This is a genomic window from Brucella anthropi ATCC 49188 (assembly GCF_000017405.1).
Classification (GTDB): Bacteria; Pseudomonadota; Alphaproteobacteria; order Rhizobiales; family Rhizobiaceae; genus Brucella; species Brucella anthropi.
Genome location: NC_009668.1, coordinates 1,061,934 through 1,076,310, shown reverse-complemented (window position 1 = coordinate 1,076,310; position 14,377 = coordinate 1,061,934). Strand labels below are relative to the sequence as shown.

Below are 14,377 nucleotides of genomic sequence, written 5' to 3'. Positions count from 1 at the left end.
TTCGGTAGAGACAGTACGCCGGTCCCTGTCGCCGCGTATGGAGAAAAGGGGGCACGAGGCCCCCTTTATATTCGGGTGCTGTTCACTCCACGGCCTGCGGCTTCGGCAGCTGGTCCGCAACCTTCGCCAAGTCCTCGACCAACTTCATGCGGACGGTGTCGATAATGTCTTCAACGCGGCGGCGCTGGCGGACGAACTCGGCCTGTGACAGGCCAGCCTGGTCGATAATCATTGCTGGAATCATGTTCAACGTCGAGACGAATGTTCCTACCAATTCGTCGACAATGCCCAGCGACTCGTCCAACGCGATCAACGAGCCCTCGCGCTTCGCTAAGTCGACTTTCGCCATTTTCGCCCGTGTGCGGTTCAGCTCTTGCAGCTCGGGATCTCGGCGGGATTCCAGCGCAGTGACGTAGCGAGAGACGCTCGGATGAAGCAAGTATTGGCCATGTTCGACCGCGCGCTCGATCACCCCTTCAGTGGCCAACTGCCGGATTCGACGGTCGGTCAGATTCAAAATGGTCGCCAGCTCTTCGCCGGACAGTGTCACTTCTAATGTTTTCAATGTCTTAACTCCTGTTATTCGGAAACGGAAATGGGTTTGAGATTGCGGAATTTACTCAAAGACTGCGCTGCGCAGCACCCGTGGGCGGGAGGGGGTGGGGGGTAAAAGAACCTAGAGCCACACCCCCATGCCAGCGCTGGCTCAGCCGGTCGGCCACTGCGCCCACGTCTCTTGTCCGGCAAGCAAGATCGTCTCGGTCGATAGATCGACGACGTTGTGTTCATCCCCGGCTTGGAGCAACGCGACGTTGACGGCGACGTGATGAACCGGCGTCATGCATAGCAGGCATCCAAACTGCCAGACGCCGAACTGTGTGTCGGGATTGCCTTCAGGTAGTCCGTCGCGGTGCACTCCATCAGAAGCCCATTGCAACCGAACGTCAGTCATAGGGATAACGGCTATCGTTGCGTCTTCCTTCGGCTGTGGCTTTACCTTGGGCGTCCTCATTGTACCGGCCCTCCGGCCTTCGGCCCCTCTGCGTCCATGGCCTTTTCCTCTTTGATCAGGTCTACGATCATTTTGGCGCGGTTCACGGCGGACGCTCTGTCGTCATGCAGCGACATGACATCGATTTGCTCGCCGACTCTGCGAATGACAGCGAAGCTTTTGCGCGGTCTCTCCAGCGCTATCGTCAGCATGTCGCCCGATGCAAACCGGATGCCTTCGAATACGGTTTCGGCTTCGATGACGGCGACGGCGTCTTGCGCCATGCTTTCAATTTCGTGGTTATGGGTCATGGTCTGCCTCCTGCGGCGAATGCTAGCAGTGGTGCGGGGTGGGCATGATTTGACCCCTTCAGTTCGGCAAGCCGCCGCAAAACTAGAGCTCGAAAGTGATCTTCGACGCGGACGCCCTGCCAGCGCTCGCCGCCGTTCTTGATGACGCTCTCGCCAAGGCGACCAGCCTCATGTCTGATCTCGCGATGCTGGATCGCTTGACGCTGCCCGTTTATCTCCGCTGCAAACAACCGGGCGCGGTTTTCCAGATCATTGGGAAATATAACAATTTCAACCATTTAATCCCCCTATGTAGGAGTCAAGTTCTGCCAGATCAGTGCCCTGTATAAACGGTGCCACATTCTGCGACGTATCAGAACTAGCACCAGACGATTGAGTTGGAATCCCATCGCGAAGAGATTTAGGGTTACTCTTAAGATTAAGAAGGGACTCCGTGTCCCTCATGTTGGAGGGACGTGACGTCCTTTTTTCGTGCCGTTCCCACTCGGTTGGCGCAACGATGGAATAGGCGGTCCCGCGCAACGATCTGCCAGAGCCGTTTTGCTTCACTGGGCGTGTGGCAATCTCGGCTAAATGCTTCGGCAAATTGTAAACCTTGAGCGAACGAAGCATACCGTGCCTTATCAGCACGGTGAGGCCGCGCCGTATCTCCGCTGGATCCTCATATCCTGCCAGATCGGCAAGGCGGCTCTGCGACGGCCAGCAATAGCCGTGCGCTCCGGTGGAGAAGAAAATCGCATTGGCAACACGAAGCGCACGTACGCCCAATTCTCGGCGGCGGTTTATGGATTCCAGCCATATAAACCGGGCGGGTTTCGCCTTCGGTTTCGTCGCGTTGAAAATGCTGCGGGCGTCTGCAAGCGTGATTCCGAATAAATACGCGAACGTCGGCAGCGATTTGTAATAGGCCTTAGCGTTAAAATCATCAGCCTTGGAATCCTCAAGTAATGCCTCTGTCGCTGCCTCCAGCGCTTTCGAGTACTGTGACATCACGCTCGTTTCGTCGTCGCCCTGCAACCGGTTGCCGCCGGTCACAGGCTTTTCTTTTAGCTGGGTCATTGTCCGGCCCTCGCAATTGCATCGGCCATGTTACCGGCGTTGCCCAGAAGCACGGCCCACGCTGCGAAACGAAGGCTATGCTTGAAACCCTGGATCAAATTTGTCATTGTGCATTCTCCTTGATGGTGCTTCCAGAGAGGATTTCTGCCCCGCGCGAGGTTCCTGCCAGCGCGGGGTTTTTGTTTGCGGCGTCTGCCTCGATTAGCCGGTTGAGCAAGGACTCGAGTTCGGTGTCGAGCATGGGTCCAGCTATATCGAGGTCGGCGCGCCCGGGCTCCGACAGAAGGAACCAGCCCCCTTTGCGGCTGTGATGCACTCCGGCACCCATGCGGGCGGCTTTGCGGCGAATGCGTTGCTCAAGCGCGATCTGTTTGCGAATGCCGCGCTCGTTGAACATCAGGCGGGTGGTTTTGCTGGTGTGCGCGTATTTCATTGTTGTGTTTCCTCCAGCTCGCAGAGTTTCACGAGCGCAATGTCGATCCTCTGGCACAACGCCACGATGCTGGCGGCGGCGTTTTGTGATGCGCGTGAGATTCCGGGATCAGCTGCGATGCAGGCGCTAAGGGATGAAATTGCTTCGACGAGGTCATTGACGTCGACGAGATGGCCGACGACTTCGGCGGCGTGGTGTTCGGTGGTGGTGGTGGTCATTGAGAAGCCTCCCGCCCTGCGACGAAGCTTTCCAGCCAGCTTTCACGCCAGAATGATCGATTGCCGAGCTTAAGCGGCTTCTTCAACTGACCCGATTGCTGCAAACGGTAAAACGTTGCTTCGGATATACGTCCGAGTCGGGCACGGGCTTCCGCTTTGTCAAGTAGACGATCTTCTGTCAGGGTCTTTTTAGGCTCATTCGTAAGTACTTCTTGGTTTGCGTTGTTCATGTCATAGCCTCTCTTGTTGTTGCGCTATTAATCTGCATCATGCAATTGAGACCATGCAAGAGTTTTTTGTTTTTTCCTGACACGTAGAACCGTGCTTTTAATTCACTCCGTATAAATAAATACGTTACGTACTAATAATACACTTTGAATTATACTTTAAGCCATTGTTATATCGTGATAAATTGAACGCCATTCCACGAATGGCAAAGTTATCCACAGGGTAAAAATATTTTTCGGTACGTTGCGCATTTATTTCGAGCAAAGCTAAATAAAAAAGGGCTAAGCCATTGAGACTTAACCCTAATTAGGAATACCAGAATAATCTGGGTTATTTCGCGTTTTTCCGCATTGGCAGAACCTTTGCGCCGCTGCCGCTGGTGATTGCCGTCAACCGATCCGACCAAAGAGACAGTGCTTCGGCCTTTTCCTTCGCATAATCGTACCTCGCATAAACTGCCGTCGTGACGGTGGCCTTGGTCGTGCTGATATGGTTCAGGCAGTGGCCGATCACATGAGGCGACACCCCGAGCATCTCCATGTGCGTGGCACAGGTGCGGCGAAGGTCGTGAGGCGTCCATGCAGGAACGCCAAGAACATTGCCGTTGACGTCCAAGCGCTTTAACGCCTTCGGGATGCTGTCGGCCCCGGCGGGGCCATGGAATCCCGGGGACGGGAAAATCTCGTCCGGCACGTCGCGGCCCTTCCGTGCTGCCAGTGCCTCAACATCGGCTTGTTGCTCTAGGATGATCTGCATCGCGAGGCTAGAAAGCGGCACCTTATGCTGCTGTTTGTTCTTCGCTCGCTCGCCCGGAATCGTCCATAGCGTTGCATCGTCCGAAAGCTCCTCGCGGGTCATGCCGCTGACCTCGCCAACGCGCTGGCCTGTGATAAGGCAAAGGCGGATGATGCGGCGGGTGCTTTCGCGCATGTCGGCATCGGGCAGGGCCTTCCAGACGATTTTAATCTCGTCCTCGGTCAACCAGCGCTCACGAGGGGCGGTCTCGGTCGGCTTCCGCATGTTCTCGGTCAGGTTCTCGTCAAGATCGCCTCGGCCTCGCGCCCACCGAACCATGGCGCGAATATCCTCAAAGAGTCTGTTCGCTTCAACGTGTGCACCGCGATCCTTCAAAGCGTCAATGCACTTGGTCAGGTCGCGACGGTGGAGGTCGGAAAGTTTCACGTTACCTATGACGCCTTCTGATGCGGTGCTTTTCCCCTTATCGTCTACAAGGGGGTTGCCTTCTGAATCTTTGCCGCTGACGTTCTTTCGTAGACGGCGTGCGATCTCGTCAACGGAGCGGCGGCTGGCAACGGCGCGGGTGAGATAATTCTCGACCATGTCAAAAACCGTCAGAGCGGCTCGCTCGGAGCGTTTCTCCGCTGCCGGGTCATTTCCTCCGGCGACATATCCACGAAGCTCCTTGGCCTGTTTCCGTGCTGCGGCGAGCGTAAATTGCCCGGTGTGCTCCCCGTACTCGCCAAGCTTGTTCCAAACACGTTTTCCAGATGCGTCACTATAGACGAAGTAAAACGTCTTCACCCCACCAGCACCAACGCGGATACATAGTCCTCGTGCCAGCGTGTCGAATAAATCCAGCTTACGAGTACCTTCCGATACTTTCGCGGCCTTGATTGTTTTGTCCGTGAGTTCCAGCTTCGGCATTGTGTCCCTCGACCAACCGGTTACTATGATCTACGGAATGATCTACGGAATTTTGCGAGCTATGTCGAGATGTGTTGACAGAGCTTGACATGAGGAGATGCATCTAAATAGCTGTATTCATTGTGAATTAAACTTTCACAGCGTCTCAGAATATCTCTTGAAATATCGATCGCAACCCTCTGTTAACCGGTTGGTCGCTGGTTCGAATCCGGCCCGGGGAGCCACTTCATTTCATGAGGTTGCTCAATTTTCCACTGCATTCAAAACGAAGTTTCTGGCGCAGTGCACTTTGGTGCGTGACCGAACTACTTGGACACTCTATTGATTGCGGTGTAAGGGCACGCTAACGATTTAGCGAGTTTGTCGGGACGGCGTAGCTAAGCGCTTGAGAGCGCAGGCATTGTACGGTTGGCCATTACCTTCGCGAACGATCAGAATCCCTCCATGTGAGCTCGCCGGCATCATCTCAATTCAAAGCGGATAGATAGCGATGAATCTATGATGCGCCCTTTAACGGGTGACGATATTCATTCTTGCTGAAGCATTTTGAACCAAATCGTTCTTCGCGCGTTGGTTAGCTGTCTGTTAACCATGATTGGAGAGTGGCAATGCCTTGGTATTTTCGTCTCGAATCCGGCTTCGCCGCAGTCTTTGTAATCGCGGTCTGCGCCCACATGTTTGTTCAGTTGATCCGATAACAATTCGGCGTGTTACAAACATTAGGTAACATTGATAGTCAGTAATGGCAGGTCAATTGAATGGCCAGTCACTCGTGTGGGGGAGCGTTGGTTCACGATCTCTTCGAGAGGTCACTGAAGGTTGGGTGATCTGTCGAGAAGACCAACTTGATATGATCAAGTTTGGTGAGTATGCCGTATGAAATCATCGTAACTCTTAGTTTCAGCTGTCGTTGATTCCAGGAAAAGTTCTTGTAACGCCTCACTATTGTGGGAGGCGCGGGACGGATAACTTCTCCGATTCTATTGAGCTCTTCCGCGCTAAAACGAACGAAATTTACACTACACTGGACTTGCCATACGAGATAAAAGTCGAATTTTGAGGGGTAATCTAAGCACCTGCTGGCAACCTCGTACTTGTGACCTACCTCTGGTTCCATATCGCCCGCTTTTGCTGAATCTAGGAGAGATGCTCTGGCGTTAGTGTCAACGATGGCTTCCGCAGTGGCATTCATGCTGCACTGATAGACGTTGGTCCGCACACCAAGGTGGTCAAGTCCGATGCCGTGGCGGATAAGATTGTTGCCGTTGACTTGAACAGGATATCTCGTTTGCTGAGCTGCGGTTCTGTGTACCCAGGCGGAAGACGGTCGGACGCTGAATAATATGGCCTCGGTCAAGCGAAGCAAACTGTGGCCACGATTATCCCGCAGAGCCAATCTTTGTACCGACAGTTCTGACCGGACGCTTCTTTGGGCGCTTCGTACGGGTTGATCCGGGTTTCGATGCTGACGGAAGCAACGGGTTGAAGTCGCCTTGAGCCTTATTGTGCCGGCGTATCGTTTTCTTGCGGCTGAGTAGCTTCGGCAGGCGCGGGAGCAGGCTGTTGAGGTACTGGTGCGGGTTCTTCTGCAAGGACCTCATTTGTCTTGGTTTTTATGTCTTCTGCTGTCTGTTGGCTGATCAGTCCTTGCGATGCGGCAAAGCCGACAACAACTGCGATGACTGCACCCACAAGGGCAGCTTTAAGCTTCGGTGACATAGCTGGCTCTCCTGCCAAGTATAGTTTATGTCCCGCCCGATGCATCAAATCAGTCATACAATACATGCGTCATTTTTTTCAATGGTTTCTCAATTTTTTCTCGCGGTGCTTGGTGCTCTTACACATCGGTAAATAGCTGATCTCGTTCTAAACTAAAGTGACGGGTGACAAATTTTGACCGTATGATAAAAATATACAAAAATAGTGGGAGGGGATAATGTTTGATAAGAAAGGCATAGAAGCGCCTCGTATACGAGCGATTGAATGGATCGAGCAACTTTCGATACCGAGGTTCTTGGTGCTTGTTGCGCTCTGTAGTGCCGGTACGGGCGTGATTCTTAGTCAGCTGATATGAATAGTGGCCGCAAAGTCTTGTTCTTGCGCCGTTGGAGTTCAGAAGTGTTTGAAATATTTCTCATCTGGCAATAGCGGGATTGCGCTTGCCAATTCTGTCGAAATTACAAAGCGTCCAAATTACGTATTTATTGCGCGTTACACGAACACAAATACCACCAAACATGTCTGCAATTTCTTTAGACTTCACCTGCCGAAGCTTTTGTTTTGTTCACGACAACAAACAGAGCCAAGTATGTTCCGCTCGATGTCACACGGGTTCGCCCAATTTTTGCGTAACCATTTGTAATTTATAGGCATTAACTTCCAACATGATGCAACAAGGCTTGCCATGTCGAATTCGACGCTGATCTCAATAGTCTATTGATTTTATATATGGAAATATTGGAGGCCTCGCCCGGAATCGAACCGGGGTGCAAGGATTTGCAGTCCTCTGCGTAACCACTCCGCCACGAGGCCTTCCGTAAGGCAGTTGCCAAATCAGTTGGTAGCGCCTTGGCCCGTTCCAATATTGATACAGATCGGTCTCGTCAAGCCGTTAGAGCCAAATGTAGAAGATTTCTACAAAGGTTTCTTCGCGCTTTGTAATTTCAATGCTGGTCGTCTCGATCTGGCGGCATTTGCGGGCGCGCCAGATTGCCCTTGGAGAAGGTATAGCCGGTTTCGACAACACTCAATCCAAATTTGTTTCGCAGCTTGTCGATGGCATTTTCGGCGACGGCGCGTTTGGTGGCCTGAGTGTCTACTAGATCGGGCGGATCGGCGCGATCACTTGAAGAAAGCTCGCTAACCCCAATCCCTAGCAATCTAAATCGTGTACCATCGAGTTCTTTTTCGAGAAGCTGCAATCCGTGGCGGAAGATTCTATCCGCGAGCTGGGTCGGATCGGAAAGCTGCCGATTGCGCGTACGCGATTTGAAGTCGTGTGTTTTCAGCTTCAAAACGACAGTACGCCCGGCTATTTCACTTGCTTTCAGTCGCCGCGAGACCTTTTCGGCGAGCGCCCGAAGAACAGGAACGAGATCGTTGGCATCCGACAAGTCATTGTTGAAGGTTGTCTCTGCCGAAACGCTTTTCATATCATGGTCCGGCTCGACCTTGCGGCTGTCCTGTCCTCGTGACAAACGGTAAAGACGCTGCCCCATAGTGCCATACGCCTTCACAAGTGCACCTTCTTCCATCGTCTGGAGTTGGCCGATCGACCTGATTCCATCACTTTCCAGTTTGGCTGCGAAAGCCTTGCCTACTCCCCAGATCGTGCTGACGGATCGGTCTCGCAGAAACGTCAGGGCTTCTGCTTCACCGATAACGGAAAAACCGCGCGGCTTTTCGATATCTGATGCAACCTTGGCCAGAAACTTGCAATAGGATAGTCCGATCGAGGCGGAAATGCCTATCTCATCCTCTACGCGTTTGGCGAAACTTGCGAGAACGATTGCGGGTGGAGCCTTATGCAAGCGTTCCGTGCCGCTCAGATCCAGAAAAGCCTCATCGATGGAAAGAGGTTCAACGAGGGGCGTCAGGTCACGCATCATTTGCCGCACTTCACGACCGACGCGAACATACTTTTCCATGTTTGGCTTAACGACGACGGCGTCGGGACAGGCTTCCAGTGCCTTGAACATGGGCATGGCAGATCGCACGCCATGAATACGGGCAAGATAGCAGGCCGTCGATACCACGCCGCGTTTTCCGCCGCCGATGATGAGCGGTTTGTCCCGCAGTTCCGGATTGTCCCGCTTTTCAACTGATGCGTAAAAAGCGTCGCAATCAATGTGTGCCAGAGAGAGCTTATAAAGCTCGCTGTGACGGAGAAGGCGAGGGCTGCCGCATGCATGGCATCGTCTGCCAGTGTGCGATTTTTGCGGCGCAAGGCAGTCGCGGCATACACCTTTTTCCGAACTGTTAGGTGCAATGGTGTCAGCCATGAGGACGAACCGTCTGATGAACATAAAAGGAACATCCTTTTATAGCATCGAAAGGCCGAAGTGCCATGGGGATATATCATCCCGGTTGGTCTTACACTTGACATTGCCGGGAATATCACCAAGTTTAGCAATATGAACAACCGTTTTGCATCCATACTTCATCGGGTTTATCCGATCACGGGATAGCTACCCTCGAGTTCTGCCTAGCGCAGGGGAACTCCGGGGGACGGTACGCCGCTTGTCCAAAAGCGGATTTCAAATAAGCGCTTTCATTAAAATCAATCTGAACGGCTTCGTGCAGAAACAGCACGGAGACTTATTACCTTTCAACAGCAGTGAGCACTCGCCATGAGCGGAAAGAATCGCAAGAAGCCCAATATCGTTGTTAGCGAAATCGACTATGAACGTCTGATGGGGCTGGCCACAAACGTTTCGGAACGTCTCGAGGAGATCGCCGAGGAGTTGATGGTTGAACTTGACCGCGCGAAAGTCGTTCCTGCGAAGCGTTTGCCGCAGAATGTGATTCACATGGGCTCTACTGTGGAGTTTCGCTCCAATGACGGGCAGGAGCGTCGGGTGACTCTGGTATATCCGGGCGAAGCGGATATCGCGCAGGGCAAAATTTCGATTCTCACGCCTATCGGTACTGCGCTGATCGGCCTTGCACCCGGCCAGTCGATTTCCTGGACGGCACGCGATGGCAAGCAGCACGAGTTGAACGTATTGTCGGTTTCGAATGAAGCCCAGGTTTCTGCAGCAAATCCTGCTGCTGAATAGTTAGCAAAAAGCCCGGCAGTGTCGGGCTTTTAATTTGCGGATCGAAGTCTTTTCTAAAGGTGCTGGTTCAGCCCGCCGGGCAGATATGACAAGGCTTTCTCAATTGTTGCCGGATCACGGCCGGCCTCTTCGCAGTAGCGCAGCAGCGTCGGCTCATGTGTCAGAAAAAATTGTAATATCCCCGCCAGAAAGCCAGGTTCACGTGCTGCCTGCCGGATCGACGCAGCTTCAATGCCTGTCAGGGCGAGGAAGCGAGGCAGCAGGTCCTTGTCCTGAGCCAACCACGCCAACGCTTCAATGGCGATCGCTTCCGCATCCGCCTGGCTCATCAGCGTTTTCATGTGGTTTCTCCGCTTTTTCTGTTGCTTTGCCGAATGTGTAACGGTCGCTCAGTCGAGGAACAATGGAATTATTTGCCTTTCATCAATGAAATGAGGTTAAACTACCCGCAGTCTAAGAAGTGGGGACTCTCTGGCGGATAAGAAAATCGAGCAAATGCCGGGTTGCTGCAGGGAATAAGACCAAGGAATTTTCGATGCCGAAAAGCGTGATGATTGTCGAAGACAACGAACTCAATATGAAGTTGTTTCGCGATCTTATCGAAGCCAGCGGATATGAGACCATCCGGACGAGAAACGGGCTTGAGGCGCTCGATCTTGCGCGCGAACATCGACCTGATCTGATTCTCATGGACATACAGCTTCCCGAGGTGTCGGGACTGGAAGTCACAAAATGGCTGAAAGACGATGACGAGTTGCGGCACATTCCGGTTATTGCCGTGACGGCTTTTGCAATGAAGGGCGACGAGGAGCGTATTCGGCAGGGCGGCTGTGAAGCCTATATATCCAAGCCGATATCGGTGCCGCGCTTCATAGAGACAATCAAATCCTATTTGGGCGACGCTTAGCGGAAATCAGGGCGAGGGGCATCATGACTGCACGAATTCTCGTCGTTGACGATGTGGATTCCAATGTAAAGCTCCTCGAGGCAAGGCTCCTCTCCGAATATTATGAGGTTATTACGGCTTATAGCGGTCCTGAAGCCATTGAGCTTTGTCTGGGCGGCCAGATTGACGTCGTTCTTCTAGATATATTGATGCCGGAGATGGACGGTTTTGAAGTGTGTCGTCGATTGAAAGATGATCCACGTACGTCCAATATTCCTGTTGTGATGGTGACGTCGCTCGATGGTGTCGATGACAAGATTCGCGGCCTTGAAGCTGGCGCCGACGACTTTCTGTCAAAGCCCGTCAGCGATCTTCAGTTATTGTCGCGTGTGAAGAGCCTGGCGCGGCTGAAACTGGTCTCTGATGAGCTTTTCCAGCGAACGGGCACGGTTGCGGACGCTGAAGTGGAAACGCTGCTGGCAAGCAAGATGGGCGGGAATTATGCCGATAAGGATGAGGTCGCCCGCATTCTCATAGTTGATGAGGACGAACTGGCGGCTGCACGCCTTCGTCTCATTCTTGGAGAGACCTATCGTGTCGATGTGGCCAGCGATGCCAACACGGCTTTGATCCGGGCGATAGATACGGATTACGACAGTATCGTTGTTTCAGCCAACTTCACTTATTACGATCCGCTGCGCCTTTGTTCGCAGTTGCGAACCATTGAACGCACAAGGCTGGTGCCGATCATTCTCGTTGTTCGGGAAGATGAGGGCGCGCTCGTGGTGCGTGCGCTGGAGCTTGGCGTAAATGACTATCTGATGCGTCCGCTTGAGAAGCTGGAGCTGTTTGCGCGCTTGCGAACCCAGATCAAACGGAAGTGTTATAACGATTTACTGCGGCAGAGCCTGAACCGTACGATCACCATGGCGGTGACGGATAGTCTCACAGGGCTGCACAACCGCCGCTATCTCGATACACATATGCCTGTCCTGCTGACCCGCGCCATGGGGCGCGAGCGGCCATTGTCAGTCATCATGCTCGACTTCGATCACTTCAAACGGATCAACGACCAGTACGGGCATGATGCTGGTGACGATGTTCTTCGCGAATTTGCGACGCGCCTGCGCAAGAATATTCGTGGGATGGATCTCATGTGTCGCTACGGCGGGGAGGAGTTTGTCGTCGTTCTGCCGGATAGCGATGTGGAGGCTGCGAAGGCTGTTGCCGAGCGAATCCGGATTGCTGTGTCAGACACGCCCTTTGCGGTTGCCAACGGCAAACACAAGGTCAACTTGACCATCAGTATGGGTGTTGCAGGGCTGAGGCTGATGGGGGATAGCGCTGACGCTCTTTTCTCGAGGACAGATGCTGCGCTCTATCAGGCAAAGAAAGGTGGTCGCAACCGCATTGTCTCTTCGGCAGCCTGAAGAATCCACGAAGCTGGAAACAAAAAAGCCGTCTCGAAAGAGACGGCTTTTTATTTCAATCATCTTGTCGATGACGACCGAAAACGAATTACTTGATCTTCGTTTCCTTGAACTCGACGTGCTTGCGCGCAATCGGGTCGTACTTGGTCTTTGTCATCTTTTCCGTCATCGTGCGGCTGTTCTTCTTCGTTACGTAGAAGAAGCCGGTGTCAGCGGTCGACAAAAGCTTGATCTTGATCGTCGTAGCCTTGGCCATATCGAATTACCTGCTCTGTATCTTTGCCGGAGCATGATCTTGCCGAAAATCGGTTCCCAATTCTCGGGATCATGCTCAATGGATGGAAACCTCCAGCGATTCCGGTAATCTCATCCGGCAGCGGAAATTTGGCGCGACACTACGTATTGGCGGCGAAAAGTCAAGCCCGCTTCTTCCTCAAAAGCAGCCTTCCTGCTGCAAAGAGTGCATATGCGGCAAAAAACACACCGAGAGTCATGGGGAATCCTTTTGGTCCCAGCATGTCCATACCGACACCAACGGCTTGCGGTCCTGCAAGCATGCCGATGGCATAACAGAACACGAAAGCGGCATTGGCGGATGCCAGCTCACGTCCCGTCAGCTCGGAGCCGAGATGCGCGAGGCCGATCGTATAGAGACCAGCCACTACACCACCCCACAGGAACAGAATGGCTGCCATGAGATACCAGTGCTGCATGAGATAGGGCAGGGCGATCATACCGATCAGGCCCGTCGTGGCGCAGAAGAGCAGAAGTTTGCGGCGATCCGAAATGCGATCGCTGACAAGGCCTAATGGAATCTGCATCAACACATTGCCGAGGCCGATCATCGTAAGCAGAAGTGCTGCGTCTGCTTCCGGATAACCGATACGCGCTCCGAAGACTGGAAAGAGGGCAAAGCCGCCCGTTTCCACAGCGCCGAAAACAAAGACAGCCATGGTTGCAGTCGGAACGGCAAAGATGAAGGGTAGGAACGGTACGTGTTCGCCTTCTTCGAAATCGGGACTGTCGCGCCATGCGAATGCAACCGGTATGAGGGCGATCAGGATGATGACGAAGCCGACATAGAAAGGCAGTCCGCCCGTGCTCCCGATTTTCGAGAACAACCACGGTCCGAGCGCAAAGCCCAGCGAAAGTGATGTTGAATAGATTCCAAGCACGAGCCCGCGCTTTTCAGGTGGTGCGGAGGCGTTGATCCAGTACTCGGACAAAACGAAAAGCACGGTCAACGCGAAATGCAGGACGATGCGCAGCGCAAACCACGCCCAGAGCGGTTGAAAGAAGTGGAAGCCGAGAAAGGCTCCGCTTCCGATGATGAGCATAAGGAAGATCGCCTTGACCACACCCAGTCGTGCGGCGATGGGGGCGGCAAGGGGAGCCGCAACGATGGATGCCAGTCCTGCCACGGCAGTGTTAGCGCCTATCAGACTGGCGGAATGACCGCGGCTTTCCAGAAGAACGCTCAACAGCGGAATGCCCAGCCCAATTGCTGCACCAACTGCACTGATCGTGGCAATGGCTGCTGCAAGCGAACGCCAGTGCATCTGGCCCTCAGCCGGCCTGCCGCCAGGTTCTTGCGGGACAAGATCGGCGGGTTGGATTTCTTTATTCATCGGGTTCAGATCACTTCGCGAATGAAGCGGCCATGCCGCTTCCAATATTGTACCACCGGCAAGGTGGCTGGCAGTTCAAATTCGGTATCCGTTAGAAGCACGCGCGCTTCTTTCAAGATCGCCTGAGTAATATGAGCGACGTCGAGTGTATCGATTTGATCAATGGAAACCCAATCGAGGTCTTCCAGTTCGCCACTGGGAACGAGTGGCTGCTGATCGAGCTCCGGTATATGATCGCGAAATGCGATAAAAAAACGGGTGTCGAAACGGCGAACATAGTCCGGGGGCGTTACCGCGCGAGCAAAATAGCGCAGGCTGTCCAAAGCCGGCATCATGCCTTTATCGAGGAAGGTCGACCAGTCGTGATGTGTGGGCAAAGCAACCGGTGCTGAGATCGCTTGCCCGATGCGAAGGCCAGTCTCTTCAAAGGTTTCGCGAATGGCACATAGGCCGAGTGCACGGGCGCGACGCATCGATGCACGAGCCCCCATGCCTGCGAGCAGCTTGGCAACATCATTACTATTCAGTTCAGCCGCGGCAGCGATAGCGCCGTCTACAGGATCGGCACGACCACCCGGAAAAACAAACTTTCCGGGCATAAAGGCGAGGCTGGCGTGGCGTCTGCCCATGAGAATTCGCGGCTTGCTGCCCGACCGGTCGACAAGCAAAAGGGATGCGGCATCACGCGGTCGCAAAGCTTTCACGGCTTTAGTTGAAGTGGACGGGGGCTGAACCATGGCAGTCATGGTG

General features: G+C 53.5%; 18 protein-coding genes and 1 tRNA gene. 3 read left to right on the top strand and 16 right to left on the bottom strand.

The genetic code is table 11. From position 1 onward, the window contains the following. Positions 1-82: 82 nt before the first annotated feature. The 12 genes from OANT_RS19075 to OANT_RS19015 all read right to left on the bottom strand — a co-directional run bounded on the left by OANT_RS19075 (position 83) and on the right by OANT_RS19015 (position 8,906). Entirely contained in the window at positions 83-565 is a 483-nt protein-coding gene (locus OANT_RS19075; protein WP_012093068.1) for a hypothetical protein, read from the bottom strand. A gap of 141 nt (positions 566-706) precedes the next feature. Further along, positions 707-1,012 (bottom strand): hypothetical protein, encoded by a 306-nt coding sequence (locus tag OANT_RS19070; protein ID WP_012093067.1) that lies wholly within the window; start codon positions 1,010-1,012, stop codon positions 707-709. Further along, the gene (locus OANT_RS19065; protein ID WP_012093066.1) at positions 1,009-1,302 is read right to left on the bottom strand and encodes a hypothetical protein; all 294 of its coding nucleotides are present in this window, start codon (positions 1,300-1,302) and stop codon (positions 1,009-1,011) included. Before OANT_RS19065 ends, OANT_RS19070 begins: the two co-directional genes overlap by 4 nt. Beyond that, positions 1,299-1,580: a hypothetical protein gene (locus tag OANT_RS19060; RefSeq protein ID WP_012093065.1), complete on the bottom strand. Its 282-nt coding sequence runs from the start codon at positions 1,578-1,580 to the stop codon at positions 1,299-1,301. The genes OANT_RS19065 and OANT_RS19060 overlap by 4 nt, the downstream gene beginning before the upstream one ends. Further along, complete coding sequence (locus OANT_RS19055; RefSeq protein ID WP_012093064.1) at positions 1,573-2,361, bottom strand: helix-turn-helix domain-containing protein; 789 nt, start codon at positions 2,359-2,361, stop codon at positions 1,573-1,575. The genes OANT_RS19060 and OANT_RS19055 overlap by 8 nt, the downstream gene beginning before the upstream one ends. 103 nt (positions 2,362-2,464) lie before the next feature. Further along, positions 2,465-2,794, bottom strand: coding sequence for a hypothetical protein (locus OANT_RS19050; RefSeq protein ID WP_012093063.1), 330 nt, complete (start codon positions 2,792-2,794; stop codon positions 2,465-2,467). Then, positions 2,791-3,012, bottom strand: coding sequence for a hypothetical protein (locus OANT_RS19045; RefSeq protein WP_041545669.1), 222 nt, complete (start codon positions 3,010-3,012; stop codon positions 2,791-2,793). The genes OANT_RS19050 and OANT_RS19045 overlap by 4 nt, the downstream gene beginning before the upstream one ends. Beyond that, on the bottom strand, positions 3,009-3,242 hold the full coding sequence (locus OANT_RS19040) for a helix-turn-helix transcriptional regulator (protein ID WP_012093062.1): 234 nt from the start codon (positions 3,240-3,242) through the stop codon (positions 3,009-3,011). Before OANT_RS19040 ends, OANT_RS19045 begins: the two co-directional genes overlap by 4 nt. A gap of 328 nt (positions 3,243-3,570) precedes the next feature. Continuing rightward, positions 3,571-4,905, bottom strand: a complete 1,335-nt coding sequence (locus OANT_RS19035) for a tyrosine-type recombinase/integrase (RefSeq protein WP_012093061.1) — start codon at positions 4,903-4,905, stop codon at positions 3,571-3,573. 1,500 nt (positions 4,906-6,405) lie between these two features. After that, a complete protein-coding gene (locus OANT_RS19025) occupies positions 6,406-6,624 on the bottom strand; it encodes a hypothetical protein (RefSeq protein WP_040128300.1) in 219 nt (72 codons plus the stop codon). A gap of 739 nt (positions 6,625-7,363) precedes the next feature. After that, positions 7,364-7,437, bottom strand: a tRNA-Cys gene (locus OANT_RS19020). 131 nt (positions 7,438-7,568) lie between these two features. Beyond that, positions 7,569-8,906, bottom strand: a complete 1,338-nt coding sequence (locus tag OANT_RS19015; protein WP_040128682.1) for a DNA polymerase IV — start codon at positions 8,904-8,906, stop codon at positions 7,569-7,571. A 348-nt stretch (positions 8,907-9,254) separates the two neighbouring features. Here OANT_RS19015 and rnk point away from each other — a divergent pair, with 348 nt between their 5' ends. Next, positions 9,255-9,683 carry a nucleoside diphosphate kinase regulator gene (gene rnk, locus OANT_RS19010; protein ID WP_012093058.1) on the top strand — a complete coding sequence of 143 codons (429 nt, stop codon included), beginning with the start codon at positions 9,255-9,257 and terminating at the stop codon, positions 9,681-9,683. Between the two features lie 53 nt (positions 9,684-9,736). On the opposite strand, the gene OANT_RS19005 is transcribed toward rnk, so the two are convergent. Beyond that, positions 9,737-10,024 (bottom strand): DUF3572 domain-containing protein, encoded by a 288-nt coding sequence (locus OANT_RS19005; RefSeq protein ID WP_012093057.1) that lies wholly within the window; start codon positions 10,022-10,024, stop codon positions 9,737-9,739. Between the two features lie 194 nt (positions 10,025-10,218). Between OANT_RS19005 and OANT_RS19000 the strand changes: the two genes are divergently transcribed. Then, positions 10,219-10,590 carry a response regulator gene (locus tag OANT_RS19000; RefSeq protein ID WP_010658876.1) on the top strand — a complete coding sequence of 124 codons (372 nt, stop codon included), beginning with the start codon at positions 10,219-10,221 and terminating at the stop codon, positions 10,588-10,590. Between the two features lie 23 nt (positions 10,591-10,613). Further along, complete coding sequence (locus OANT_RS18995; protein WP_012093056.1) at positions 10,614-11,999, top strand: PleD family two-component system response regulator; 1,386 nt, start codon at positions 10,614-10,616, stop codon at positions 11,997-11,999. Positions 12,000-12,087: 88 nt separating this feature from the next. Here OANT_RS18995 and rpmG read toward each other — a convergent pair whose 3' ends face one another. From rpmG to OANT_RS18980, 3 genes are all read right to left on the bottom strand, one after another. Beyond that, a complete protein-coding gene (gene rpmG, locus OANT_RS18990; protein ID WP_002966024.1) occupies positions 12,088-12,255 on the bottom strand; it encodes a 50S ribosomal protein L33 in 168 nt (55 codons plus the stop codon). A 160-nt stretch (positions 12,256-12,415) separates the two neighbouring features. Beyond that, entirely contained in the window at positions 12,416-13,558 is a 1,143-nt protein-coding gene (locus OANT_RS18985; RefSeq protein ID WP_010658874.1) for an MFS transporter, read from the bottom strand. Between the two features lie 74 nt (positions 13,559-13,632). Beyond that, the gene (locus tag OANT_RS18980; protein WP_012093055.1) at positions 13,633-14,373 is read right to left on the bottom strand and encodes an NUDIX hydrolase; all 741 of its coding nucleotides are present in this window, start codon (positions 14,371-14,373) and stop codon (positions 13,633-13,635) included. Between the last annotated feature and the right edge of the window lie 4 nt (positions 14,374-14,377).

Excerpts from the sequence above, each read along its gene's own strand:
- rpmG (WP_002966024.1), bottom strand. The coding sequence starts at position 12,255 with ATGGCCAAGGCTACGACGATCAAGATCAAGCTTTTGTCGACCGCTGAC.
- OANT_RS19005 (WP_012093057.1), bottom strand. The coding sequence starts at position 10,024 with ATGAAAACGCTGATGAGCCAGGCGGATGCGGAAGCGATCGCCATTGAA.
- OANT_RS19055 (WP_012093064.1), bottom strand. The coding sequence starts at position 2,361 with ATGACCCAGCTAAAAGAAAAGCCTGTGACCGGCGGCAACCGGTTGCAG.
- OANT_RS19035 (WP_012093061.1), bottom strand. The coding sequence starts at position 4,905 with ATGCCGAAGCTGGAACTCACGGACAAAACAATCAAGGCCGCGAAAGTA.
- OANT_RS19050 (WP_012093063.1), bottom strand. The coding sequence starts at position 2,794 with ATGAAATACGCGCACACCAGCAAAACCACCCGCCTGATGTTCAACGAG.
- rnk (WP_012093058.1), top strand. The coding sequence starts at position 9,255 with ATGAGCGGAAAGAATCGCAAGAAGCCCAATATCGTTGTTAGCGAAATC.
- OANT_RS19000 (WP_010658876.1), top strand. The coding sequence starts at position 10,219 with ATGCCGAAAAGCGTGATGATTGTCGAAGACAACGAACTCAATATGAAG.
- OANT_RS19065 (WP_012093066.1), bottom strand. The coding sequence starts at position 1,302 with ATGACCCATAACCACGAAATTGAAAGCATGGCGCAAGACGCCGTCGCC.
- OANT_RS19060 (WP_012093065.1), bottom strand. The coding sequence starts at position 1,580 with ATGGTTGAAATTGTTATATTTCCCAATGATCTGGAAAACCGCGCCCGG.
- OANT_RS18985 (WP_010658874.1), bottom strand. The coding sequence starts at position 13,558 with ATGCACTGGCGTTCGCTTGCAGCAGCCATTGCCACGATCAGTGCAGTT.
- OANT_RS19015 (WP_040128682.1), bottom strand. The coding sequence starts at position 8,906 with ATGGCTGACACCATTGCACCTAACAGTTCGGAAAAAGGTGTATGCCGC.
- OANT_RS18980 (WP_012093055.1), bottom strand. The coding sequence starts at position 14,373 with ATGACTGCCATGGTTCAGCCCCCGTCCACTTCAACTAAAGCCGTGAAA.
- OANT_RS19045 (WP_041545669.1), bottom strand. The coding sequence starts at position 3,012 with ATGACCACCACCACCACCGAACACCACGCCGCCGAAGTCGTCGGCCAT.
- OANT_RS19040 (WP_012093062.1), bottom strand. The coding sequence starts at position 3,242 with ATGAACAACGCAAACCAAGAAGTACTTACGAATGAGCCTAAAAAGACC.
- OANT_RS19070 (WP_012093067.1), bottom strand. The coding sequence starts at position 1,012 with ATGAGGACGCCCAAGGTAAAGCCACAGCCGAAGGAAGACGCAACGATA.
- OANT_RS18995 (WP_012093056.1), top strand. The coding sequence starts at position 10,614 with ATGACTGCACGAATTCTCGTCGTTGACGATGTGGATTCCAATGTAAAG.
- OANT_RS19025 (WP_040128300.1), bottom strand. The coding sequence starts at position 6,624 with ATGTCACCGAAGCTTAAAGCTGCCCTTGTGGGTGCAGTCATCGCAGTT.